The 24217-nt window shown below is 59.2% G+C and carries 17 protein-coding genes; 8 read left to right on the top strand and 9 right to left on the bottom strand.

From position 1 onward, the window contains the following. Positions 1 to 213: 213 nt before the first annotated feature. From CXU21_RS02830 to CXU21_RS02820, 3 genes are read right to left on the bottom strand one after another with little or no spacing between them, the layout of a single operon-like run. Positions 214 to 1773: a hypothetical protein gene (locus CXU21_RS02830; RefSeq protein ID WP_180972596.1), complete on the bottom strand. Its 1560-nt coding sequence runs from the start codon at positions 1771 to 1773 to the stop codon at positions 214 to 216. 9 nt (positions 1774 to 1782) lie between these two features. Beyond that, positions 1783 to 2616, bottom strand: coding sequence for an NAD(P)-dependent oxidoreductase (locus tag CXU21_RS02825; protein ID WP_102711656.1), 834 nt, complete (start codon positions 2614 to 2616; stop codon positions 1783 to 1785). Positions 2617 to 2655: 39 nt separating this feature from the next. After that, entirely contained in the window at positions 2656 to 5406 is a 2751-nt protein-coding gene (locus tag CXU21_RS02820) for a tetratricopeptide repeat protein (protein WP_102724977.1), read from the bottom strand. 116 nt (positions 5407 to 5522) lie between these two features. Between CXU21_RS02820 and pepT the strand changes: the two genes are divergently transcribed. The 4 genes from pepT (at position 5523) to CXU21_RS02800 (ending at position 10151) form a co-directional block, all read left to right on the top strand. Further along, positions 5523 to 6785 (top strand): peptidase T, encoded by a 1263-nt coding sequence (pepT, locus tag CXU21_RS02815; protein ID WP_102725421.1) that lies wholly within the window; start codon positions 5523 to 5525, stop codon positions 6783 to 6785. A 124-nt stretch (positions 6786 to 6909) separates the two neighbouring features. After that, the gene (purB, locus tag CXU21_RS02810) at positions 6910 to 8334 is read left to right on the top strand and encodes an adenylosuccinate lyase (protein ID WP_102711652.1); all 1425 of its coding nucleotides are present in this window, start codon (positions 6910 to 6912) and stop codon (positions 8332 to 8334) included. A gap of 224 nt (positions 8335 to 8558) precedes the next feature. Beyond that, positions 8559 to 9014, top strand: a complete 456-nt coding sequence (locus CXU21_RS02805) for a YbjN domain-containing protein (RefSeq protein WP_102711650.1) — start codon at positions 8559 to 8561, stop codon at positions 9012 to 9014. Positions 9015 to 9041: 27 nt separating this feature from the next. Then, complete coding sequence (locus CXU21_RS02800) at positions 9042 to 10151, top strand: efflux RND transporter periplasmic adaptor subunit (RefSeq protein ID WP_102711648.1); 1110 nt, start codon at positions 9042 to 9044, stop codon at positions 10149 to 10151. Positions 10152 to 10293: 142 nt separating this feature from the next. Here the strand turns inward: CXU21_RS02800 and CXU21_RS02795 are convergent, their stop codons facing one another. Both CXU21_RS02795 and polA read right to left on the bottom strand, forming a co-directional pair. Further along, on the bottom strand, positions 10294 to 12336 hold the full coding sequence (locus CXU21_RS02795; RefSeq protein WP_102724976.1) for an alpha-galactosidase: 2043 nt from the start codon (positions 12334 to 12336) through the stop codon (positions 10294 to 10296). A gap of 105 nt (positions 12337 to 12441) precedes the next feature. Next, positions 12442 to 15276, bottom strand: coding sequence for a DNA polymerase I (gene polA, locus CXU21_RS02790; RefSeq protein WP_102724975.1), 2835 nt, complete (start codon positions 15274 to 15276; stop codon positions 12442 to 12444). 237 nt (positions 15277 to 15513) lie between these two features. On the opposite strand from polA, the gene CXU21_RS02785 reads away from it, so the two are divergent. From CXU21_RS02785 to CXU21_RS02770, 4 genes are all read left to right on the top strand, one after another. Next, positions 15514 to 16035 carry a phosphoribosyltransferase gene (locus CXU21_RS02785; protein WP_102724974.1) on the top strand — a complete coding sequence of 174 codons (522 nt, stop codon included), beginning with the start codon at positions 15514 to 15516 and terminating at the stop codon, positions 16033 to 16035. A 117-nt stretch (positions 16036 to 16152) separates the two neighbouring features. Further along, positions 16153 to 16584 carry a hypothetical protein gene (locus CXU21_RS02780; RefSeq protein WP_102711638.1) on the top strand — a complete coding sequence of 144 codons (432 nt, stop codon included), beginning with the start codon at positions 16153 to 16155 and terminating at the stop codon, positions 16582 to 16584. Between the two features lie 179 nt (positions 16585 to 16763). Next, entirely contained in the window at positions 16764 to 17399 is a 636-nt protein-coding gene (locus CXU21_RS02775; protein ID WP_102724973.1) for a GNAT family N-acetyltransferase, read from the top strand. Positions 17400 to 17489: 90 nt separating this feature from the next. Further along, positions 17490 to 18443, top strand: a complete 954-nt coding sequence (locus CXU21_RS02770) for an acyltransferase family protein (RefSeq protein WP_102724972.1) — start codon at positions 17490 to 17492, stop codon at positions 18441 to 18443. 56 nt (positions 18444 to 18499) lie between these two features. Here CXU21_RS02770 and CXU21_RS02765 read toward each other — a convergent pair whose 3' ends face one another. From CXU21_RS02765 to CXU21_RS02750, 4 genes are all read right to left on the bottom strand, one after another. Next, positions 18500 to 20548 carry a sulfatase-like hydrolase/transferase gene (locus tag CXU21_RS02765; protein ID WP_180972595.1) on the bottom strand — a complete coding sequence of 683 codons (2049 nt, stop codon included), beginning with the start codon at positions 20546 to 20548 and terminating at the stop codon, positions 18500 to 18502. A 20-nt stretch (positions 20549 to 20568) separates the two neighbouring features. After that, complete coding sequence (locus tag CXU21_RS02760; protein WP_180972594.1) at positions 20569 to 22539, bottom strand: family 20 glycosylhydrolase; 1971 nt, start codon at positions 22537 to 22539, stop codon at positions 20569 to 20571. 91 nt (positions 22540 to 22630) lie between these two features. After that, the gene (locus tag CXU21_RS02755) at positions 22631 to 23383 is read right to left on the bottom strand and encodes a PEP-CTERM sorting domain-containing protein (protein ID WP_102724969.1); all 753 of its coding nucleotides are present in this window, start codon (positions 23381 to 23383) and stop codon (positions 22631 to 22633) included. A 349-nt stretch (positions 23384 to 23732) separates the two neighbouring features. After that, positions 23733 to 24176 (bottom strand): DciA family protein, encoded by a 444-nt coding sequence (locus CXU21_RS02750; RefSeq protein ID WP_102724968.1) that lies wholly within the window; start codon positions 24174 to 24176, stop codon positions 23733 to 23735. Positions 24177 to 24217: the final 41 nt, after the last annotated feature.

The following is a 24217-nucleotide window of genomic DNA, read 5'->3' as shown; positions in this document are numbered from 1 at the left end:
TGAGCTCAAAAAAATAGGTTGACTTCCGGATTGTAAATCCGCCGTAAAGTTATCCCATTCTTGCTGATTCACTTAGGGAAAATGAAACGATCGCTGGCAGGCGGAATGATAAGTCAAAATATCACGAATGTTCCCGTTTTTGACGGAAAACGCTTCCGTGCTGCATGAGCGGCTTTTTTAATGGAATGTTCCGTGCGGCGGAACGTTTTTCCTTTAATTCTTTCCGTGCAGGGACGGGATGGGAGCCTTGGCCGGAAGGGTGTATAATTTTTCAATATCGTCCAGATACCGGGAGATGGGGGTATTGGCCGGCTGGTCCTGTTCACGGAGCAGTTTGACGGCTGCCGCGTAGGAGGCAAAGGTTTTGCCGGTCCCGGTCCGCGTATTGATTTCATACCAGTCCATGTAGTCCCGCACGCGCCGGGCGGTTTTCATGGAAAGTTCCCTGATTTCCCGGAGCTGGCTGATTTTGGGCGCGGCTTCCCGGCTGTGGATCTTTCCCGTTTGCATCAGGGCGGCCAGTTTGGCGTATTCCACAATGACGGGCCGGTAGGCGGGAAAACAGCGGCGGCTGAGATTGAGCAGGCTGCCGGAGACGTTGGAGAGCTGCCTGTTCAGGTCCGTCAGGGAATTGGCCTGTTCCAGGTCATCCAGAGGGAAGGTGGCGGTGGTCCGGGTGTCCGGATCATACTTCACCAGGGTGAGGGCCTCCTGAAGGTGCCGTTCCGTTTCCGTGATCGTAAGGGTTTCCGTCAGGGGAGGGGTAGCCATGCGGGAAAGCTGGAGCGTCCACCATTTGTGAAGGGAGGATGGGGTCAGGTTGAGCTGCGGAAAATGGCGCTTGATGAGGTTTTTGGGGTCGTCATTGCCCAGAATGGCCTGGTCCAGAAGCTGTTTCATCCCTTCCGGGCCGTTTTCCTGGTTCAGCAGGCAGAGCACCAGGGCCCCGCAGGAGGTTTGATAGGCGGCGTAGGAAGTGGCGTCCAGTTCCTTTTCCGGTTCTTTGCAGTTCAGAATTTCTTCCGGAGTCATGATGCCTGACTGCTGGAACAGCGTAGAGTACATGGCACGGTCCGCCTCGTTGTTGTGCCACAGGACGGCCTGTTCCAGCCCGGAAATGAGCCAGGGGGGGAGCGTCACTTCATCTGGCAGGCCTTCCACGTCCACGGCGCGCAGCATCATTTCATAAAGCAGGGTGGAGACGATGCCGTGGCGGAGCCTGTCCTGGTTGATGCCGCGGCCCAGGTGGATGAAAATGTTGTAGGAGAGGCTGTTTCCCACAATCAGGGTTTGCAGGCGGATGGGGTTGGCGGGAACGGGGCTACCCGGCTCCCCCACCAGGCGGATGATGATTTTATTTTTCCATTCATCAGGCTGCTTGAGGATTTTCACCAGGGCGGTGCGTATGGAATCCGCACGCGTGGCGATGGCTCCGGCCAGCAGGGCGTCCATTCCGATGACGTGGAACTGCTTGGACGTGGAAATGCTGGTGAACGGCTGGCGTTTGATGGACGGCCCGTCCCTGCCGGCTCCGGCGGGGGCTTCCTCCGGCTGCTGCGGGGCAGGGGGAACGGGGCTGACGTTGGAGCTGCCTTCCGGAACGGCCCGGTCTGAAGCATCGTCAATCAGGGACATGTCCGGGACGGGAACGGAAGGCGTTTCCTGTGGCGCCTGCGGTTCCGCGGCAGAGGCTTCCTTCTTCTCCTGGCCCTGAACGGGCGGCAGGAGAAAAGCCAGCAGCAGGGCGGCGCATGTTCCTCTGAATTTCATCAACAGGGGAGGTTAGTCAAATTGTTCCGCCAGGCAGCCGAAGTCTTCTTCCGCGTGCCCTTCACGGCATAGTTTCCCCATGATGGAGGAGACCAGGGCGGCGGCGGGCGGGTGGATTCCCTTTTCCGCGGCCAGTTCCTGGGCGTAGATGCTGTCTTTCCGCATGTTGTCCAGGGAGAAATGGGTGCTGAAGTCGCGCTCCGCCATCAGGGGCAGCTTGAAGGCCGCCAGCGGGGAGGCGATGACGTTCCGGGAGATGGCCTGTCCCAGCAGTTCCGGGGAAATGCCGTATGCCTGGGTGATGGACAGGGCCTCGCTCAGGCTCTGCACCATGGTGGCGGAGACCATGTTGGTGACCAGCTTGACGACGGTTCCGGCCCCTACGCCGCCCAGATGCAGGATGTCCCGGGAGCTGTGTTCCAGAATGGGCCGTATGCGGTCCAGGGTGGAGGAATCCGTTCCCGCGTAATAGACCAGCTCCCCTTTTTCCGCAGGCAGGCGGGAGCCGGTGAACGGGCAGTCCACATACGTGCAGCCGATGGCGGAGCACATCAGGGATAGTTTTCCTACGGTGGCCAGGTCAATGGTGGAATGGTTCAGGATGATGTGTTCCGGGGTCAGCGCGCCCCTCATTTGTTCAAACACTTCCACGCAGGCGTTCCTGTCCTTGAGGTAGAGCTGGATGATTTTGGAAGCGCGGGCGGCATCTGCCGGCGTGGGGACCGCCTCCGGAAAGTCTTCCCGGGGCGTGCGGTTCCAGACGGTGACCTTGTCGCCCAGGCTGGTCATGTGGCGTGCAATCCGTGAGCCGATGAGGCCCAGGCCTAAAATGGAAACTTGATACATGGCTGTTTTCAGGAGAAAGGGTGGGGAGGGAAGCGAACGTCAGGAGCCGATGCGGAAGCGGCTTCTCCTGCGCGGCGCTTCCTGTTTTTCCGGCCTGGGCTGTTCTGCGGCGGCGGTCGCAGCTTCTGCCTGCGGCTGTGCGGGAAGAACCGTGGAGCTTGTTTCCCGGACTTGGGATTCCAGGGAGGCGGCCGTGGTTTCCGGACGGTGGCTGACGACGATCTGCTTGGGGCCCGCAGACGGTTTTTCCACGGCATTGGGGTCTTCCGCCACGCTGGCGGGCACCTCATAGGCGTCATGGGGGATGGCCGCCGGATCGCTCACAGCCGCCAGCTGCATTCCGGGTTCATTTGCGGCGTCCGCCGGGGCATTGCCCGGAGCCGTTTTTTTGACGGGAAGGGTGGTGGTGCCGGTGATGGCCAGTTCCAGGTCGGAATCCGGCAGTCCGCCGCAGCGGATGGCGGCATCATAACTCTTGCGCGCTTGCGCCGTGCGGCCCAGGCGGGAATAAGTCCAGGCCAGGTTGAAATGGGCGTCCGATGATTCCGGCTGGATTTTCAGGGCGTTTTCAAAATGCCCCACCGCTTTTTCATAATTGCCGGCGCTGGTTTCCAGGTTGCCCAGGTAAAGCAGGGCCGGAGCGTTGGCCGGGTCCAGCCGGACGGTTTCCGTCAGGGAGGCGATGGCATGCTGGTCCTGTCCGGAGCGGTACTGGGCCACGCCCATCATGAACCACGCGGGAGAAGAGGATGCGTCCAGCTCCGTGGCCTTTTTCAGGTATTCTATGGCTTCCTCCGCCTTGTTGCGCTGAAGCAGGATGGTGCCCAGGTTGACCAGGGCCGGAACGTGGGCCGGCTGGAAATCCAGCAGGGTGCGGTAAAGCTGTTCTGCGGCGGCATAGCGCTTTTTGGCGAAGGCCTCCGCGGCGCCCTGTCCCAGGGCTTCCGCTTCCAGCTTCCTGCGCACGGTGGTTTCCATGCTCCGGTTCAGCGTTTTTTCCTGGTCCGGCGTGATGGCTCCGGAGGAGATGGCGGCCAGGCGCGCCTGTTCCGCAAACCGGGTTTTCAGCTCATCCATCTGCCGGGTAAGTTCCTCCACCTGGAGGTTTTTCTGTTCCAGGGCCTTCTGGGTGCGGGCCAGGGCTTCCGTCTGGGCCTTGTCATTCTTGGCGGACTTGGCCGCTTTGGTTCTGGTCTGGGTGCGCGCCTGTTCCAGGTCCTTTGCCAGCTGGGCGGCCTTGTCCCGTTCTGCGGACAGGGCCAGCGCCAGCTTGCTGATTTTTTCCTTCTGCTGGTCCGTCAGGGGAATGTTGATCTTGTTGTCGCTGGCGATGGCATTGACAATCTGCTGTTCCGCCGGAGTAAGCTTGATGGCTTCTTCATTATCCATCAGGGAGGCGATTTCCGCCGTTTCCGGGTTCTGCTGGTGCAGGCGCTTGTACGTGCTGATGAGGAGGGAACGGCTCTGGTCCTGCACGGAAAGAATGCGGAGCTGCTTGGCTATGGTGGAGCGCAACAGCTGGTTTTCCTCCAGCAACAGGGGGCTTTTGCCCGGATTGGCTTCCAGCTTGGAGAGCTCCACGTCCGCATTGATCAGCTTGGTATTCAGCTCCGTAATGCGTTTGCGGTAACCAATGTTTTCATCCCGGATGGCAATGAGCTTCTGCTTCAGGTCCGCGGATTCGCCGCGCGCCTCCTCCAGGGCTTTCAGGTTGGCCTTACGCTGCTCTTCCGAGTCCGACTTGGCCGTCTCCAGGGCGCTTATTTTATTCTGGGCGTCCTTGAGCAGGGCCGCCAGCGTCAGGTTGCGGTCCAGCAGGTTCCTGGTCTTATCCGGACTGTTGAGTTCCACCAGGGCGGCGAGCTGGTCGCGTTCCTTCTTGAGGGCGTTCCTGTCATCCGTGACCTGGGCCAGCTTGTCCTGGTGCTCCTTGAGCTGAAGCTGCAAAGAGGCTATCTGCTCCAGATACTGGGTTTTTTCCCGGCTCAGGGTGGCGACAGTCAGTTCCAGTTCATCCACCCGCTTGGTGAGGGTCTTGAGAAGCTTGTTGCTGGTATTCCTCTCATCGTCCATCTGCTTCCTGACCTTGAGCAGTTCATCCCGGTAGACGGACTCCCCGGCGGACGCTACGGCCAGTTTTGCCAGAATGTCCTCCTGTTCCTTCCGGGTGCGTTTGAGCGCCAGAATCAGGGCCTTGTTCTCCATGGTGGTTTTGTCCAGCAGCCTGCGGATGCGCTCGTAATTGCTTTCCACCACTTCCGGGGCCGCGCCGGGGGCAACGGAGGAGGACGGAATGGTGTTGACCAGGGGCTCGCCGGGACGGTGGGGGAATTCCACTCCCTTGTAGCCGGGGGGAAGGGCGATGTTGGGCTTGGGCCGGGGGCGCGGCGCGTTGGCCGGGCGTTCCAGTTCCAGACCGGGGCCGGCGGGCGCGGCGGCGGCCTGCTGCTGGGCCAGTTTCTGCCACTTGTCCAGATTCTCCCTGTTGAGCTGGCGGCGCGTCTGGAGCATGTTGGGCTTCCATTGGGGATACTCCTTCACCAGGCGCCCGAACTTGTCTTCCGCCTGGTGCGTAAGGCGGATGGCCCCTATATAGTCCCGTTTTTCCACCAGGTCCGCGGCCCTGGTCACCAGCTTTAACGCTTCCAGGTACATGTCCGCAGGGTCCTGCCTGGCCCCGGCGGAGACGGGCATGGGGCCCGGCACATAAGTGCCCTGGGCCAGAAGGGGCAGGGCGCCGCAGGTCAGGGACAAAGCAAGGGTAATGCCAAGAGGGAGAGGAGTCATCATGGGGAGAAGCTTTGTTTACATACTGTAAACCATCCTGAATCGCAAGGATAAACCGTGTCTTGTGCTTGTGTTCGCGGGGGTAGGTGCTAGACTCTCGCCAATCCTTGATTTTCCTGATGAATATCTCCGTTTTAGACCGTTTTTTGAAGTATGTTTCCGTGGATTCCCAGTCTGATGCGGATTCCTCCGCCGTTCCTTCCACGCCCGGCCAGACGGCTCTGGCCCGGATGCTGGCCGCGGAGCTGGAGGAACTGGGGGCGCACGCGGAACTGGATGAGGCTTCCGGCATCGTGTACGCCTCCATCCCGTCCAATGTGGACAGGCAGGTTCCCGTCATCGGCTGGGTGGCCCATGTGGACACGGCCCCGGGCGTCTCCGGCAGCGGCGTGAAGCCCCGCATCGTGCCTTCCTATGACGGCGGAGACATCATTCTGGACCGGGAACAGGGAATTGTGCTCTCCCCGTCCGTTTTTCCGGAATTGGGCAGATATGCGGGCCAGGACCTGGTGGTGACGGACGGGACCACCCTGCTGGGTGCGGATGATAAGGCGGGAGTGGCGGAAATCATGGATATGGCCGCCTCCTTCCTGCTGCATCCGGAACGCCCTCACGGCGAAATACGGATTGCCTTCACGCCGGATGAGGAAATAGGCCGCGGAGCGGACTCCTTTGACGTGGCGCGCTTCGGCGCAGACTTTGCCTACACCGTGGACGGGGGAGCGGTGGGGGAAATTGAATACGAGAATTTCAACGCGGCCTCCGCCGTGGTGACGGTGCGGGGCACCAGCATCCACCCGGGCAGCGCCAAGGGACGGATGCTGAACGCGTGCCTGGTACTCATGGAATTCCAGGGGATGCTCCCCGTGTTCCAGAACCCGGCCTTTACGGAGGGCTATGAAGGCTTCTACCATCTGGACTCCCTCCGCGGGGATGTGGAGCAGGCGGCCGGAGAATACCTGATCCGGGACCACGGCAAGGAGGAATTTGAACGCAAGAAGGAATTCATGCGGGAGTGCGCGGCCCTGCTGAACCGGAAATACGGGGAGGGAACGGTGCGGGTGGAGGTGAAGGACTCCTATTACAACATGAAGGAAAAGATTCTCCCCCACATGCACCTGGTGGAACACGCCCGCAGGGCCATGAAGGCCGTGGGCGTGCAGCCGGAAATCATTCCGGTGCGCGGCGGCACGGATGGAGCCCGGCTCTCCTTCATGGGGCTGCCGTGCCCCAACCTGTGCGCCGGAGGCCATAACTTCCACGGAAGGTATGAATACGTTCCGGTCCAGTCCCTGGAGAAAATTTCCGCCATCCTCCAGGAAATCGTTTCCGGATACGCAAGGTACGGGCTGGAGCCCCCGGCGGCGGAAAAACAGGAATAACGGGGAGCTTTTCCCGCAGAAACCCGGAAGCCCCCTGAAAGGGGAAAGTGCTTGCTTTTTTCCCTTCCGTCATGATCATGGCGGTCCACCGTTTTTTATAACCCCTGCATACACACATTTTGATATGAGCGTGATTCCCAATGTCCTGGCTGAAAGGTACGCATCCTCCGCCATGAAATCCATCTGGTCCGCAGAGGGCCGCATCATTCTGGAACGCGAATTCTGGATTGCCGTGATGAAGGCCCAGAAGGATTTGGGACTGGATATTCCGGACGGCGTGATTGAGGCCTATGAACGGGTAAAGGACCAGGTGAACCTGCCCGCCATTGACGCCCGCGAACGCGTCACGCGCCATGACGTGAAGGCGCGCATTGAAGAATTCTGCGATCTGGCCGGGTGCGAGCATATCCACAAGGGCATGACCTCCCGCGACCTGACGGAAAACGTGGAACAGCTCCAGATCTGGAAATCCATGCAGATCATCCGTGACAAGGCCGTGGCCGTGCTGAACCGCATGAGCGCCCTGTCCGGACAGTGGAAGCACGTAACCATCGCCGGGCGCACGCATAACGTGGCCGCGCAGACCACCACCATGGGCAAGCGCGTCGCCATGTTCGGGGAAGACATCGTGCACGGCCTGGGGACCTGGATTTCCCTGATGGACCGTTACAGCGTCCGCGGGCTTAAAGGAGCCGTAGGCACCCAGCTTGACCAGCTCTCCCTCTTCGGGAAGGATGCCGCCCGCGTCCTGGAACTGGAGGACCGCGTGTGCGCCCACCTGGGCATCCCCTCCAAGTGGATGAACGTGGGGCAGGTATATCCCCGTTCCCTGGACTTCTCCGTGGTTTCCGGCCTGGTGGAACTGACCTCCGGCTGCTCCTCCTTTGCCAAGACCCTGCGCCTGATGGCCGGCCATGAACTGGCTACGGAAGGCTTTGCCAAGGGGCAGACCGGTTCCAGCGCCATGCCGCACAAGATGAACGCCCGCTCCTGCGAACGCGTCAACGGCTTCCACGTCATCCTGAAGGGCTACCTGATGATGGTTTCCGGACTGGCCGGGGAGCAGTGGAATGAGGGGGACGTATCCTGCTCCGTGGTGCGCCGCGTGGTGATGCCTGACTCCTTCTATGCTGCGGACGGCCTGTTTGAAACCTTCCTGACCGTCCTGAACCAGATGGGCGTGTATGAAGCCGTGGTGGCCGCGGAACTGCGCCGCTACCTGCCTTTCCTGATGACCACCACCATCCTGATGGAAGCCGTCAAGCGCGGCATTGGCCGTGAAACCGCCCATGAGGTCATCAAGGAGCACGCCGTAGCCGTCTCCAACGACCTGCGGGCCGGAAAGATCATGGAAAACAACTTGCTGGACCGCCTGGCGGAAGACGGCCGCCTGGGCATTGACAGGGCGGCTCTCCAGGACATCTTTGACTCCAACTCCTCCGCCACGGGCATGGCTGACGCCCAGGTGGAGGCGTTCCAGGCCATGGTGCGGGAGCTGACGGGCAGGTTCCCGGACGGCGCATGCTACATGCCCGGAGACATCCTGTAAACAAACGCCGGAAGAAGGCGCGCGTCACGCACGCATTGCATTTTCAGACGCCGTCCATCCGGGCGGCGTCTGTTTTCATGCCGGATGCGTACATGTTTTTTCAATTTCTTTGCGTCAGGAGAGCTTGACGAATCAGAAGGTTGCCAGTAAGCTTGAATCCAGTAAACGGGCGCGTACGTTGCATGCGCCTTTGCAAGCAACCCTCCTGTTAAACAATTTTCAATATGGAAAACCAGCAGCTCAGCCTTTTGGACCGTGTGTACACCGTTCTCAGAAAGAGAGGGGAAGAAACGGAATGGATCACTTCCGCGGACAACCTCAATCTCAGAACAGGCATCGCGTTCGTCCCCTGTGATACGTTCACGCCCGTGAGCCTCCTGTACACGATGATTGATCATCCGGAGACGCTGGTCATTGACGTGCTTTTCGCCGCCAAGGTGCCTGAACACCGCCGTGTGGAAGTCAGCATCATCCTCAGTGAACTGAATGCCGACCAGACGGCAGGCGCCTTCCAGCTGGACCCCAACAGCGGTTACGTCTACTACCGCCAGTCCTTCGTCCTGGAAGGCATGGACCTCACGGAAGCCCAGTTTGCCCAGTTGATGAAAAACATTGAAACCGTGGCTGTGGAAACGGCGGAAGCCTACTCCCACATCATGGAGACGGAATATCCCAAATAACGGGCCGCGTTCCCCCCGGAGCTGTTCATGAGCGAGGCCCCTCACAAAAAGGGAACATCCTGGTCCATAGGCATCGGCCTGGGGATCGTCGCTCTTTTGATCGGCACGGCCATTATAACGGACCCGTCTTTCTCCTCCTCGGGAGAAAAGGGCAAGGCATCCTCCTCCGGAACGGTGGAACCCCTGCATTTGCAGGAAAACGCCCTGACCATTTCCGCGCCCGGCGTGGTGAAGGCCTCCCACCTGACCATGCTTTCTCCCGGTGTTTCCGGAAAGGTGGACAAGGTGCATCCCCTCTTTAACGCGGGAGAAATCATCCTGAAGGGGACCCCCTTGCTGGAGCTGGAAAAATTTGAATACCGCGCCCGGCTGGCGAACGCCCAGGCGGAACTGGAACAGGCGCGCCTGGACGTTTCCACGGAACAGGCGGAAGCCCTGAAAGCCATTAAAAAAACGTACAGCTCCGTCTCCAAAAGCGGAAAGGAATCCGAGCTGGTGCTCCGGGTGCCGCAGCGCCGGGCCGTGAATGCGCGGCTGAACGCCGCGGAAGCGTACGTGGCTGAGGCGGAACAGGCCCTCCGGGATACGGTGCTGGAAGCTCCCTATACCTGCCAGGTGGTGGAATGTTCCGTAGGCGCCGGGGCCCGCGTGGTTGCCGGGCAGCCCGTGGGAAAGGTGATCCCCCTCCAGGAGCGGATGATACGCGTTCCCGTGCCGCTGGAAGAATTTTCCGCGCTGCCCAGGGATGAGCAGGGCAAGGTGAATACGGCCCTGACCGCCTCCTGTGTGCTGAACAACGGAAAACGGCTGCAATGGCTGGGCCATGTGACGGCGGTGGATTCCGCGCTGGATGCCGAGCGCAACTCCGCGGTGCTGATTGCCTCACTGGAGCCTAACGCCTCCCACGTTTCCGAATGGCAGGTGGCTCCCGTGAACATGGCCCTTCAGGTGAACATCAATGTGCAGGTTCCCTCTTCCGTATGGATTCCCTCCCATGCCGTCAGGGATGGAAGCTCCATCCAGGTGAAAACCCCGGAAGGCATGCAGGAGCGCAAGGTGCACGTGGTGGCGCTGAAAGACGGCAAATCCCTGGTGACCATTCCGGAATTCCAGGAAGGGGACGCCCTGGTTCTTTAAAACCTGCCGGGAGGCCTCCTTCCGCCTTCTCCGGGAAAGCCATTCTTTCCAAAGAGGTTCCGGCAACCGGGACCGGAACCGTAAAAAACCATGCCGTCCGCAAGGGAAGGCATGGTTTTCCATACAAGGCGGTTTCTTGTTGTCAGCGCCTGTCCGTTCTCATGTCAAACACCAGCACCTCGAAGGGCTGAAGCTCCACGCTTACGGGCTTGCCCTGTTCCAGTTTCAGCGTCTTGACGCGCTGGTCCGGATAAGAGGCCTTCATGGAGAAAACCGCAGGCTGCCCTTGAACGGGCTCAAAGACGGTCTTTGCATCCAGGTCAATCGACCGCGGCTTGTCGTCCGGATTGCGGAGGGCCAGCGTGCAGCCCCGCGGGCTCCAGGCCGCATAACCGTAAGGTTCCAGCTGGTCCGGGTTGCCGCCCACCCAGTGCGCGTCCGCCAGAACATCCTGGAAGCGCCGCGCCCAGCGCGCTCCGGCAGCTATGTCATCCCATGCCTTTTTGTCCATCATGGAGGGGGTAAGGTAAAGCTCCTGAAGATTGGCTCCGGAACCAAAATAGATGCGGGCGTCATTTTTCAGGTCCTTGTTATCCTGTTTTCCGTCCTGTCCCTTGCTGACGCGTGCCGCCTGGAATTTGGTGCCCAGCACCATGCCATGGTGCATGATGGAATTCAGCGGATAAAGGGGCCCCGGTTTGACAATGACGTTATAGCAGGCGCCGTCGCGGAATGTGATCCACTGTTCGCGGTCATTTCCCTTGCCGGTCCAGCCCACGTCCGCCGTACCGCTGCGCCAGGTGGAATCCACATGATTGAGCCAGAAGGGAGAGGGCCAGGTGCCTACCGTCGTGTTAATGAACAGACGGGGATTCTCCTGGCGGAGTTCCCTGGCGATGGAAAGAAGGGCCATGAAATGGGGGCTGATGCCGTCTCCGGCCTTGTCCCATTTGAAATAGGTCACCTTGTCCTTCTTCATCAGGTCGGAACAGCGCTTCTTGAACCACTCGTAATACTTGGGGAAGGAAAGGTCAAACCCTGCGGCGTCCGCGGGAAGAATGCCCTTGTCCTTGGCGTGCTGCACCCGTTTTTCCGGGCCGAAATACCCGCCCAGCGGGGAAATCCAGATGCCGAACCCGGCGGGAATCCTGCCCACCGCCTTCACGACGGGGCCGAATCCGTGCGGAAATTTTTTGGTAGAAGGCTGCCAGAGGTCTTCATTAACGTCATCCCACCCGTCATCCAGTACAAAGCCGTCCAGCTTGACATGGCGGGAACCCAGCTCCTTCCCGTATTCTCCGGCGGTCTTGACGAGCGTTTCCTCCGTAGGGTCCAGGCCGTCGTCATACCAGCCGTTATAATGCAGGAACTGGTGGTACGGCGCGGCGCGCTCCCGTTCCAGATAATAAAGAAAGCCGCGGCGCAGCTGGTTTTCCGGCCATACGCCCAGCACCGTAGTGAAGGTTTGGGCGTTTCCGGGCCCCATGGGCAGGTTGCAGTCAAACCCGACGGTTCCCGTTCCTCCTCCGGCCTGCGCCCTGGCTACGGGAAGCTCAATGCCGGCAAACGTGCCTTCCCGCTCGCTGACCAGGGGGCTGCCCGGTACGGAGCCCTTCACGGCCAGGGAATGGTCCTGCAAATCAATCAGCTGGATTTTCTTCAAATTCACGTTCCTGGACGCGTCAATCCTGTAGGTCTCCTTCACGTAGGAGGAACCCTTTCTCAATTCCGCCTTCCAATGGACCGTCAGCCCGCTTTTTTTATCCCTGAAGGTGGCGGAAATCACCGCTCCTTCCTGCCGTTCCCCCAGCCGGGAACTTGCGGCGTGCCCCTTCAGGGCGCTGATGGCGGGTGTTCCTTCCATCACAAACCGGGAGGAGGGAAGGTTGTAGCCTTCCTTCTCCGTGGAAAGGCGGAACAACTCCGGAGACTGTTCGCCGGAGGCGGGATTTTCCGCCTTGGCGTCCCGTTCCCGGTTCACGATTCCCAGGGGAACCAGCCTGTTGCCGGAAACCTTCCATGAAGCGCTCAGAACGTTGTTGCTCAAGGTATAGACATCCCCATCCCGATGGGCGGCGGGGGGGCCGGGAGGCGTTCCCGGATAAAATACGGACGCCGCGGCATCCTGAAGGCAAACGCAGGTACAGGCAGCCAGGGCAATCGCCGGAAGGGATGATGAATGCATGATCCGGAAGCGTCCACAATCTGAAAGCATCCGTCAATTCAAAAATACGGAGGAACGGAGAAGACCTGAAGGCATCCCCGTTCCTCGGTGAAATGAACAAACGGCTCAGTGGGCTTCCAGCCAGTTGCCGCCCGTTCTGGCTTCCACCAGGATGGGAACGCCGTTGGGGAGGGGCAGGGCGCTGATCATGGCTTCCTCAATCTTCGGGATGAGGTCCGTTTCATCCTTGTGCAGGTCCACCAGCAATTCATCATGAATCTGGAGGATCAGCCGGGACCTGGTTCCCTCCAGCAATTTATTCACATGGATCATGGCTATCTTGATCATGTCCGCCGCCGTTCCCTGAATGGGTGTGTTGATGGCGGTGCGTTCGGCCGCTGACTTGATAGTCTTGTTGGCGGAATTGATCTCCGGAATCATTCTCCTGCGGCCCAGCAGGGTTTCCGCGTAACCGGTCTTTTCCGCCTTGTGCACCAGGTTTTCCATGAAGGATTTGACCACGGGGAACTGGGTGAAATAATTCTCAATCAGGGTGGCGGCCTCACTGCGGGAGCAGCCCAGCCGCTGGGAAAGGCCAAAGGCGGAAATTCCGTAAATGATGCCGAAGTTCACCGTCTTGGCCGCGCGGCGCATGGTGACCTCCACCTCGTCGCGGGAAATGCCGTACACCCTGGCCGCGGTTTCCGTGTGAATGTCCCTGCCGGCCTGGAACGCCTCGCACATGGCGGGGTCTCCGGAAAGCGCCGCCATGATGCGCAGCTCAATCTGGGAATAGTCCGCGGAAAGCATGGTATACTCATCGGAAGCGGGGACGAAGGCCGTGCGGATCAGGCGCCCCTGTTCCGTCCTCACCGGAATATTCTGAAGGTTGGGGTCCTGGGAGGCCAGCCGCCCGGTGGTGGTCAGCATCTGGTGGAACTGGGTGTGAATGCGGCCGTCCCGCGGGCAGATGTACTTGGGCAGTGCGTCCAGGTACGTGCTTTTCAGCTTCATGTTCTCCCGGTAGGCCAGGATATCCGCCACAATGGGGTGGCTGGGGGCCAGGGCGGAAAGGGTGTCTTCATCCGTCACGAACTGGCCCGTCCGCGTCTTCTTGGGCTTCTTCACCAGCTCCAGCTCCCCGAACAGGAAATCGCCGAGCTGCTTGGGGGAATTCAGGTTCAGGGGGTGGCCTGCGGCTTCTTCAATCCTGTCCCGCAGGCCGTCAATGATGGCGCCCACCTTCACGGAAGCCTTTTCCAGGGATTCCGGAAGCACGCGTATTCCGGTAAACTCCATGTCAGCCAGCACGGGCAGCAGGGGCAGTTCCACCGTGCGGAAGAGTTCCTGCATGCCGCTCTCCTGCACCTGCTTTTTCAGGATGCCGGAAAGCTGGAGGGTAATATCCGCGTCCTCTGCGGAATACTTGCCCATGACCTCCACGGAAATGCCGCTGGTATCCAGTTCCCGCTTTTTGGCTCCCGGCGCGGCGATGTCCTTCAGCTTAATGGTGGAATATTGCAGGAAGCTCTCCGCCAGAAGGTCCAGGTCATGCTTCATGCCGGGAGCGATCAGGGCGTGAGCCAGCATCGTATCAAAAAAGGGCCCCTTCACCCGGATGCCGTTGGCCCGCAGGATTTCCAGGTCAAACTTCAGGTGGTGGCCGATCTTTTCCGCGGTTCCTTCCAGGAGCGGCCTCACCGCTTCCATATCCTCCGGCCCGGAAACGGGCAGGTACCATGCCTTGCGCGGTTCCGCGCAGAAGGCGATCCCCCGCAGCTCGTCCGTCAGCGGATTCTGGCCCGTGGCCTCCGCTTTGAAACACCAGGAATCATGCTTTTCCAGTTCGGACGCCATGGCGGCGCGGGCTTCCGCCGTATCCGCAATAAGGTATTCATGCTTGAAATCATCCGCCGTTTTCAGATGGCGTTCCTCAAACAAATCCATTTGGCCCGCGTCATTCCGTTGCCTGGGCTGCGCAGGAGCGGCGGGCGCTTCCACCACGGGCTCCGGCGTCCCGGCCGGGGCAAACAAATCATCTGCGGGAATGGGGGCTTTTCTGGCTTCCGGGGCTTTCTTGCCGAACAGCTTGGACTGCATGGAACGGAACTCCAGCTCCTGAAGAATGGCCAGCAGTTCCTCCGGGCTCGGTTCCTTCCTGGCCAGGTCTGGCAGGCTTACCGTCAGGGGCACTTCCCGGTCAATGGTGGCCAGTTGTTTGGAAAGTGTGGCCAGCGCGCCGTTCTCCTCCACCATCTGCCTGCGCTTCCCCTTCAGCTTGTCCGTGTTGGCCAGCAGGTTCTCCACGGAGCCGAACTCCCCGATCAGCAGCTTGGCCGTCTTTTCACCCACGCCGGGAATCCCGGGAATATTGTCGGAGCTGTCCCCCATCAGGGCCAGGATGTCAATCACCTGGTCTGCGCGTTCAATGCCCCAGTGCTCCTTGAGCTTTTCCAGGTCAATCACCTCATGGTCGTTGCCCCGCTTGCCGGGACGCCACAGATAGCAGGTGGGGGAAATGAGCTGGCCCAGGTCCTTGTCCTGGGAGACCATGTAGGTCTTGAACTCCTTCGTATCGTCCGCCAGGCGGGCCAGCGTGCCTATCGTATCATCCGCCTCATACCCTTCATAGCGCAGGATGGGAATATTCATGGCCTCCAGAAGCCGGAAAATCAGCGGCATCTGCGTGCTCAAGTCTTCCGGCATGGACTCCCGGTTGGCCTTGTAGGCCGGAAAAAGCTGATGGCGCTCCGTGGGAGCGGACGTATCAAAGCAGGCCGCGATGTGCGTGGGCCGCTCATGTTCCAGAATGCCCAGCAGCGTATTGGCAAAGCCGTACACGGCAGACGTGTTGACTCCCTTGGAATTGCGGATGGGATTGGAGAAAAAGGCAAAATGGGCTCTATACGCCAGAGCCATTCCATCCAGAATAAAAAGGCGCTTGGAAGGGGAATCAGTCATTTCTGCCCCACTCTACCATGCGGTGCAGGGGGACGCTACCGTTAAATGCGCCCCCGGCCGCCACTTTCCGTAAACCTTGGGCAACGGATAAAAACTCCGGTAAGCGGGAAGACGGAGGAAACGGCAGGAGCCGCGCGCAGGCGGGAATGGAGCCGTGCCTGGAGCGTTTCCTCCCGTCAATCATTCTTCTTCCAAGGTTGATTTCCATGTCCGGAACGCTATCATTCCTCCGCTTACATGACTTACACCATCACTCCCTTGATTGGGGAGCAGGCCATCAATGACCGCGTCAAGAAACTGGCCGCTTCCATTGACGCCGACATGGCGGGGCGGAGCTACGTCCTGCTTCTGCTGTTGAAGGGCGCCCTCCCTTTCGCAACCCTGTTGATGGGGCATTTGAAATCCCGTCCCGTGGTAAAAGCCGTGAAGGTCACCAGCTATGCGGGAATGGCGGCCTCCGGCTCCGTTGTCTGGGAAGGTGACTGCGGCTCCTTCCATCCGGAGGAACCCGTTCTGGTGGTGGATGACGTGCTGGACACGGGCGCCACGCTTGCCGAAGTCTGCCGGGAATTGAAAAACAGGGGAGTGAAGCAGGTGCTCACCGCCGTGGCCGTGGACAAGCATTGCTGCCGCAAAGTGCCCTTTGAGGCTGATTACGTCGCTTTTACCCAGGGAAATGACTTCCTGGTGGGGTTCGGAATGGACCTGGATGAACGTTACCGGGAATTGCCTTATATTGGAAAAGTGGACATGGATTGAAATAATCCTGTTTCAAATTGAACAACCTGCTGAATAAAAGTGTCCAAGTACGTTGGAGCGGTAGGATGATCCGCCGTCCCGCGTTCAACCAGGGAAACCGGAAAGGAGAACCAAGACATGAAAATCAACAGGGCAAGACAACAGGAAAGCGTGGCCGTCTTTGGCCATGAAACGTCCCTCATCAGGGATGTTTTGGACAATCTGGAACTGGAACACGCGCTGACGTGGCTGCTGGAGGCCATCAGCGGCCACCAGTCCGGAGAAACGGATGGAGAACCGTGGCATCTGTACCAGACCACGCTGTTCGCCATGTATGTGGATTATGACAACGGCATGGTGCGCGTATCCGCCGCTCTGGCGTGCCATGATGCGGACCTGGAAATGTCCCTGAAGGACTTTGTGGAAATATTAAGCCGGGAAGCCGCCAAGGAGGCGGACCCGCTCCATTACACCCCGGGCACCCCCAGGAACCGCATCCACCGCTACCGCAACCCTTATTTCAAGCGCAGGCAGGAAGAACGGGAACCCGACATCGGTTTTTATTCCTGAACGCGGGTCCCTGCTGAACGGGGCATCCTTTCCAATGGCCGGTTTCCGTCGGGAATCCGGCCGTTTTTTATGGACCGGGAAATACGCTCTTTTGCAAAGGCCCGGAAACCGGGTTATCCATGCGGGGCACAGGGAGAAAGAGTGACAGAACTTCCCCGGCAAGGTATGAAGAAAGGGCCATGAATACGTGCACGCCTTCAAAGTCCCTTACCGGACACGGACACAGGATCAGCCTGCGGGCGGCAACGGAACGGGACGCGGAGGCGTTCCTGTCCATTTACGCGCCCTATGTAGCGAAGACGGCGGTTACGTTTGAATATGAAATTCCTGCCACGGAAGAGTTTGCCGCCCGGATCAGGCGCGTACAGGAAAAATATCCCTGGCTGGTCGCGGAAGCGGACGGAAAAATTCTGGGATATGCCTATGCGGCCCCTTTCCATGAACGGGCGGCTTATGAGTGGGCCGTGGAGCTTTCCGTCTATGTGGCTCCGGACAAAAAAAGATTGGGCATCGGCGCCAGGCTGTATGAAGCCCTGGAACTCATTCTGAAGGAGCAGGGGATACTGAACCTGTATGCGTGCATTGCCTGCCCGGAGAAAGAGGATGAGTACCTTGCCGCGGACAGCGTAAGGTTTCATGAAAAGCTGGGATTTCAGATGGTGGGAAAATTCCACCGGTGCGGGTATAAATTCCACCGCTGGTACCACATGGTCTGGATGGAAAAACATATCGGCCTTCATGGGGAGAACCCGCCCGGAGTCAAAAGCTTTGGAGAAATTGGACCCGTGATCGGCGGGATACTGGAAGGAAACTGACAGGCTTGTTTCCCTTCTCCTGGGATAAAAAAACGGACTGGTAATAAAAATAGTGCTTTTGCGGCACGGTTCATCCAGAATAGCGCCGCCATGACCGCTCTTTCCGCCACCCCTGTCTTTCAGGGCCGTTTGCCCTGGGTGGAAATTGCGCGCCTGCTGGCCACGCTGGTGGTCATCATGCAGCATGTTCCTTCCGCGGGATTCCCTCCCAACCAGTGGCTGATCGGGCCTGCGCTGGCGACGTTTTTCCTGCTGGCGGGGTATTTTTCCGCTCCCCGCCTGCTGGGGGCGGGCGCGGGCAAATGGACCGCCGGGCGGCTGATGTCCCTGCTGCGGCCGTACCTATTCTGGTGCGCGGCCTATTGGCTGCTGGCGGGGATGCCCGTTTCTTCCGGCGCTCTGGCTTCCGTGTTCGGCCTGGGCGCGTGCCCCATGCTGACTCCCATGTGGTTTCTGCGTGACCTGATGGCGTTTACGCTGGCAGCGTTTCTTCTTTCCAGAGTCCGCTGGGCTCTTTACACGCTGGGCCTGCTGTGCCTTTTCCTGAACCGGTGGGATGATTCCCTGGCATGGCCCAGCCCCTACATGTTCGGGGATTTTGTGCTCGGCCTCATGCTGGCGTCTTCCGTGCCGGACAGCCTGAACCGCTGGGAAAAACTTCCCCTGGCCGTCCACGGCTCCATTCTGCTGGCCTGTGCGGCGCTGGTCTGGGCAAGCTGTACGGATACTTTCCTGATTCCGGACGCCGCTTTTTCCGGGCTGGCCGTGCTTGCCTTCCTGAGCTTCGGGATTGTGCTGAAAGCCGTCAGTTCCGGCGCGGCCCGGCGCATGGCGGAATGGGCCTCCGGCAGCTTCTTCGTATATTGTTCCCACATTTTTGTGCTGATTGCCCTGACAGGTGTGGAAATGTGTTTTCCATCCCCATGGCCAGCCTGGGTGTGGTGGTGTTTGGCTCCCGTGGTTTACATGCTGGCGCGGGGCGTTTATTTGTTGATTAAACGGTATTTCCCGCGCGCCCTCGTCCTGATGACCGGGGGAAAATGACCTCCGGAGCCGCGGGGGAAGGAGGCTGGGATGGAAAACCACCCCCGCCTCATGGGTCAGGGAGCCGCTACGCGGAAATCCTGCGCCGGAATGGCCTGCTTCCTGCCACCTTCCTTCTGCCAGAAGATGGAGGGAAGCCCGGAAAAGCCTTCCGTCTCCACCAGGAGGGAATGCCAGCCCTTCTCCAGAGGGATGGGTTTCAGGCCCGTCTGGGCAGTTGCGCCTTCCGTGGTATTTTCCCCCATGGAGGAGGATACCTCCGTGCCGGGCTTGTAACCGTATTCCGCATCCAGCAGATGGGCATCATGCAGCCTGACGAATGCCCTGGCCCCCTTTTTCGCCGGAGTTTTCATGAAAAAGACGTATTTTCCCGTTTCCGGAACGTTCAGATAAAGCACTCTTTTCATGCTGCCGTCCTTCCGGCTGGCACTCCGGGCGGAATCCGCGGCCAGGGGAAGCAGTTTTCCGGGCATTTCCTCTTTCCGGAGGGCCGGAACGGGTTCTGCATCATAGGGCCTCTGGGCAAAGGTACCGCGCTCCGGGTGGGTATAATCGTAAATGCGCCTCATTCTCAGCACCTTGTCATGCATGATGGGCTGCATCTTTTTCCCTTCCGGCGTGTCCTTCAGGTCATGGCGTTCCGCCGGGTCCTTCGCGGTATCGTAAATTTCAAACGGGTCCGCATGGGACTGGATGTTGGTGCGCACCCCCTTGTATTTGCCGATGTAGACCATCTGCTGGTCGCCCCGGACGGCGTTTCTTCTGGACGGGAGAAAATCCTGGTAGCCGGGCGTCGTTGTCTTGCTCCGGGACATCTTGGCGCTGTATTCCATGTACAGGCGGCTGTCCGGCTGGGTTCCCTTGTTCAGCAGGGTGGGGAGCAGGGAAACGCCGTCGCTCCGGAAGGGAACCCTGACGCCGCCGATGGCGGCCAGCGTCGCCATCCAGTCGTGGAACTGGGAAGGATGGTCACTTGCGGACCCGGCCGGAACATGGCCGGGCCAGCGGACGATGGTCGGCACGCGGAAGCCGCCTTCCCATGCGTCCTGCTTGATGCCGTCAAAAGGGCCGTAATTGCGGAAAAACTGCGGATTCTGGCCGCCTTCGTCATGGGGCCCGTTGTCCGACGTCATGATGATGACGGTGTTCTTGTCAATATTCAGGTCCTTCAGGGTCTGGATAAGGTCTTCAAAGGAATCGCTCAGCCGCGCGATCATGGTGGCGTACCTCTTCTGCGCCATGGGCCACTTCTTGTCGGCATACCGCGGGTAGATGTAGGAGTTGATCTTGCCCTCCGCGGTATTCACCAGCTTGTGGGGCTCTCCCAGCCATTGCACGCCGCCCTTCACGCCGCGGCCTTCCGGGTAGGGTCCGGTGGGTATTTGAAGCTGGGAGTGGGGGGCGATGTGGGTCAGCGCCAGGAAAAAGGGCTGGCGGGGATTCTGCCGGTTCGTGTCCACAATCCATTTTTTGGCGCGGGCCGTCAGCAGGTCCACGGAATACGCCTTGTCGCAATCCGCCGTGATGCACTTGTCCCCGTCCCATATTCCGCTTCTTTTGGTCGGGGCAATGGGGTTGGGGTCTTCCTTGGGATAATGGTGGTGGCCGCTGACGTGGTCCAGATAGCCGAAGTAGTAATCAAAACCGCGTTTGGTGGGGTAGGCCGTGGAATCCTGCGGGGTGCCCGCATGCTCCCGGCCGCCGCCTATCCCCCACTTGCCGATGAGGGCCGTCCTGTACCCGGCGGACTGCATGACGGTGCCGAGGGTGGGGGCATCTTCAATGGGCAGGTCAAAGGACCTGTCCCGGATCACCTTGGCATGGCCCTGGTGCACGCCCGTGAAGAGGGAGCTGCGGGCCGGGGCGCAGAGCGGGGCGGAGGAGTAGTGGCGCGTCAGCGTCATCCCTTCCCGTGCCAGTGTCCGGAGGCCCGGGTTATCCATGGCGGGAAGCCCCTCTTTCATGCGCTGGTCCTGGTAGGAGGGCAGGTCCCCCCAGCCCATGTCATCCATCAGGATGAGGATGACGTTGGGACGCTGGGCGGCCGTGGCGAAGGGGACCGCCAGCAGGAGGGCCAGCAGGGAGAATAAATGTTTACCTCTCATGGCAGCAGAAAGACGGAATCCTACTTTTCTCCCCCGGCCTTGGCATAATAGCTTGGATCGGCAATCCAGCGGTCTCCCGATTTTTTCACCGGAATGAAGCTGACGCCCCATGACTGGAAGTCCCCCGTGTACGGCTGTTCAATCAGGATTTTGTTTTCTCCTGCCTTGACCTGGAAGGGAACCGGAGGACGCGCCCACCAGAACTCTTCATTGTCAAAGGATATTTCATTGGCGGGAGAATTCCAGGTGTGCTTCTCATAACGCCGCTGGCCTGCCAGCTTGTAGGTCTGGGGATTCTTCACTTCCTTGCCGTTCACCCATATCCTGGTGCCGCACTGGGACCATTCCCCGGCAGCCGGGACCCCGGAACAGCGCCTCGTGGAGCGGGCCGGAGCGTCAAAACCCACCATGGCGTACATGGTGCCCGCCCTGGGCGCGTAAAAAGTCGTCTCCGCCCAGGCGGTGTTCCCCGGCTTTGTTTTGGAGAACAGGCCTTCCGCTCCAGCACGGGTGCGGAAGTACAGATTGCCGCCGCGCGCCTGGACCGGCTCCATCCCCGCGGGGGATTTCCCCGCCAGCAGGCCGTTCCTCACTTCTTCCTGCCTGTCCTTCGGAACGGGGCCGAACACGGTCCATTCCACAAAGGAATCCCGCCAGTAGGGGAAAGGCTTGTTTCCGGCCAGGGCTTCCATGCGTTTTTCAAACAGGGCGAAGGCCTGGTAGGCCTCCGTATCCTTCTCCGGCAGTTTGCCGGCAAAGCGGGAGCCGTCCTCCGGAATGCCCTTCCAGCTGCGTTCAGCCATGGCGAACATGGCGGGCCACTGGGGGCTCTGGATGGGAATATTCTTCTTGTCCTCCACCCGGGTATCCGGCCACAGGCACTGGATGACGCCCAGGGAGTGGTCGTCGCTCTTCGCCGTCCCGCAGGGCTGGCGGAAGAAATTCCTGCGCACCAGGATGCCGGGGTCAAAGGAATTGATGTAGCCTGCCGTGGAATCAAAATAGGGATTCTTCTGCTTGGCGGGGTCCGGCAATCCTACGGAATTTTCGTCATTCCACAACTGGGCGTAGCTGTCTCCGGAAACGGGCAGGTCGTTGTTGCCCGCCCACTGGATGGGCTGGCGGCCCAAAGATTTAACCTTGGCCGCCATCCGGTCCGCAAACTGCTTCCCGTTGGGAATGTGGATTTCATCCGCGCCGATGTGCAGGTAGGGAGACATCTCCACCGGAATTTCCTTGCAGAATTCTTCCAGCAGTTCCTCCAGTATCTTGATTCCCCTGGGATCGTGCATCGGAAAGCCAAAGCAGTTCTTGAAGTACGTGCTGTGCCCCGGCATGTCTATTTCCGGGATGATCTGGATGTGGCGCTTCCTGGCGTAGCGGAACAGGTCCCGGATCTGGTCGTAAGTGTAGGTGTCGTTGACGTCCCGGCCCTTGATCCTCTTGGAGGGATCATTCAGCACAGGGTACTTTTTGCACTGGATGCGCCATGCGGGGTAGTCCGTCAGGTGCCAGTGGAAGGCGTTCATCTTCAACCGGGCCATTTCATCAATATCCGCCTTGAGCGTCTCAATGGGACGGAAATTGCGGCCTACGTCATGCATGAAGCAGCGGATGGCGAACGCCGGGCTGTCCTTGATGTCGCAGCACGGATAATCCCCCCCGGCTCCCAACTGGTCCAGCGTCCTGCGGGCATAGAAAACTCCTGCGTCCGTGGCGGCCTTGATCGTGATTCCGTTGGGACGGACCTGGAGCTCGTAGCCTTCCTTGCCAAGCGTCTTGACCAGGGCCGCGTTCTTTTTCACGGTAACGGGAGCCTTTTTAGGGCATTTCCCCGTTTTCCAGTCCACCTGGGACGGGAAGGGGATGAGGGGCACAGGCGCGGCTTTTTCCTGCTGCAGGGGGTGCGGGGAAGTCCAGTCACCGTAGGAAGAGGGGGAACAGAGCATTAAGCCTGATGCCAGCAAAAGGAGGGAAGGGGCTAATCGCATAACATTACTACACTTAAACGAGGAACTGTCTTTCATCAAACTCAAAATGGAGAGAAATTCCGGACTTGGGGATGTTCCGGTTCCTGCCGCATTATCTCCTCTTTCTCCTCAGGCACAGGCTTCCCAGCCCAAGCAATGCGGCAGCGGCCGAGGAAGGCTCCGGAACCGTGAGGCCCTCCATGCGGAAATTTTTTACGGTAAGCACCTGATAAGCGTAGGAGCTGTTAAGAACATCGGTATTCATCACTAGATAAAAGGTGGCTCCCTGGTCAAACAGGGCGCCGTACTCCTCTTTGGAAATCGTCCAGCTATAGGATTTGTTGCTGACGCTGCCTGCCAGTCCGGAAATTGTGGAACCAGCCTGGAGAAAGGAATCTCCCTCTCCTCCCAGGCTGTACCACAAGCTGAAATTCTGGGGTTGCCCCGTTCTGCTGGTATTGGAAAGACCTCCCGTGTCAAAGGATATTCTCAAGGATTCATAATCGGCCAGGGTATTCACGGACAATTCATTGAATTTAACGGCAGTAAATCCTCCCCCTGCGCCGCTGGCGGAAATCAGATTGGTAGCGCCATCCGCCGTCACGGAGGCAAGCGTACCGGTATCGTTATTCTTGTTGCCGGAATACCATCCCGCATCCAGGGAGCCAAGGACGGACTGCACGGCGTTTGCGGAAGGCCCTCCATTCGCGATCAGAGCGCCTCCGGAGGAATAATCAATGCGGGAGATGGAGGTCTCCCCCATCTTCAGCTCCGGAATGATTCCGTCCAGGGAACTCCAGATTTCCGCTCCATGCGCTGACAGGGCTGCCGCTGTGAATAATGCCGGAAAGAGAATCGTTTTCATCTGTATATCACTTGCTGTTGGAAAGCAAAAAGCCCGCGCCGCCCGGCGCGAATTTCGCTTTATTCACGAAAACGCTATAGAATTTATAATCCGCTAGAGAAACATCAACAAGATAAATCAACTTAATTAACTTACAGAAATATAACAGCGAAAATATCCAACATTATTTTTTCTGTGGCTTTCATATTTCGGGAAGCCACGGGAAATGGCGGAAAGATACTGACCATAAATCAGGAAAGAGAAAAATCCGTTTGACAGCGGATTATAAATCCTGAAACACAATTTTAATCTCCGTTAACGCAATAAAAATCAGGAGATTAATAAAAGAAAAACCGTTCGTCGAAAAAAATTATCCTATCCGTATGCGGATGGAATGGACGGCCTCCCTGCCGAATTGCTCCTTCAGTTTCCCCAGCAGGGCGCCCTGCCACTGCTGGAGGTGGTAGCGCATGGCGGGCTGGAGCACCTGCACGGTGGCCACCCCCTTGACGATGGACAGCAAATTGGCCTGCTGGCCCAGGAAGGGGCCCGCGGCGGCCATCCAGCCTTTCCGGAGAAGTTCCGGATCCATCCCCTCTTCATCCAGGGGCAGTTTGGAGAGAATATCCCCCAGCAGGGATTCCGCCGTATGGATATTCCGCGTTTCACTGGTTCCGGGGGAAACCTGGAACCAGTCAGCCAGCGCCTGCCGCACCTCCCGTTCGTCACGGGAAAGGTATTCATACCGGGCAGGGGAGGCGTAGGGATCCGGACGGTCCCGGTCAGGGACGTATGGAGACTGCGGAAAAGGCATGAATATCAACTAAAAGCCCGGAGCGTTGAATGTCAACAGCC

It is taken from the genome of Akkermansia muciniphila (genome assembly GCF_002884975.1).
Lineage (GTDB): Bacteria > Verrucomicrobiota > Verrucomicrobiia > Verrucomicrobiales > Akkermansiaceae > Akkermansia > Akkermansia muciniphila_C.
The sequence above is the reverse complement of the archived record's forward strand: the minus strand, read 5'-3'. Positions and strand labels throughout refer to the sequence as shown.

What these genes read in the sequence shown, in the direction of transcription:
- CXU21_RS02825 (WP_102711656.1), bottom strand. Translation starts at nt 2,616, where the DNA reads ATGTATCAAGTTTCCATTTTAGGCCTGGGCCTCATCGGCTCACGGATT.
- CXU21_RS02820 (WP_102724977.1), bottom strand. Translation starts at nt 5,406, where the DNA reads ATGATGACTCCTCTCCCTCTTGGCATTACCCTTGCTTTGTCCCTGACC.
- pepT (WP_102725421.1), top strand. Translation starts at nt 5,523, where the DNA reads ATGAATATCTCCGTTTTAGACCGTTTTTTGAAGTATGTTTCCGTGGAT.
- purB (WP_102711652.1), top strand. Translation starts at nt 6,910, where the DNA reads ATGAGCGTGATTCCCAATGTCCTGGCTGAAAGGTACGCATCCTCCGCC.
- CXU21_RS02805 (WP_102711650.1), top strand. Translation starts at nt 8,559, where the DNA reads ATGGAAAACCAGCAGCTCAGCCTTTTGGACCGTGTGTACACCGTTCTC.
- CXU21_RS02800 (WP_102711648.1), top strand. Translation starts at nt 9,042, where the DNA reads ATGAGCGAGGCCCCTCACAAAAAGGGAACATCCTGGTCCATAGGCATC.
- CXU21_RS02795 (WP_102724976.1), bottom strand. Translation starts at nt 12,336, where the DNA reads ATGCATTCATCATCCCTTCCGGCGATTGCCCTGGCTGCCTGTACCTGC.
- polA (WP_102724975.1), bottom strand. Translation starts at nt 15,276, where the DNA reads ATGACTGATTCCCCTTCCAAGCGCCTTTTTATTCTGGATGGAATGGCT.
- CXU21_RS02785 (WP_102724974.1), top strand. Translation starts at nt 15,514, where the DNA reads ATGACTTACACCATCACTCCCTTGATTGGGGAGCAGGCCATCAATGAC.
- CXU21_RS02780 (WP_102711638.1), top strand. Translation starts at nt 16,153, where the DNA reads ATGAAAATCAACAGGGCAAGACAACAGGAAAGCGTGGCCGTCTTTGGC.
- CXU21_RS02775 (WP_102724973.1), top strand. Translation starts at nt 16,764, where the DNA reads ATGAATACGTGCACGCCTTCAAAGTCCCTTACCGGACACGGACACAGG.
- CXU21_RS02770 (WP_102724972.1), top strand. Translation starts at nt 17,490, where the DNA reads ATGACCGCTCTTTCCGCCACCCCTGTCTTTCAGGGCCGTTTGCCCTGG.
- CXU21_RS02765 (WP_180972595.1), bottom strand. Translation starts at nt 20,548, where the DNA reads ATGAGAGGTAAACATTTATTCTCCCTGCTGGCCCTCCTGCTGGCGGTC.
- CXU21_RS02760 (WP_180972594.1), bottom strand. Translation starts at nt 22,539, where the DNA reads ATGCGATTAGCCCCTTCCCTCCTTTTGCTGGCATCAGGCTTAATGCTC.
- CXU21_RS02755 (WP_102724969.1), bottom strand. Translation starts at nt 23,383, where the DNA reads ATGAAAACGATTCTCTTTCCGGCATTATTCACAGCGGCAGCCCTGTCA.
- CXU21_RS02750 (WP_102724968.1), bottom strand. Translation starts at nt 24,176, where the DNA reads ATGCCTTTTCCGCAGTCTCCATACGTCCCTGACCGGGACCGTCCGGAT.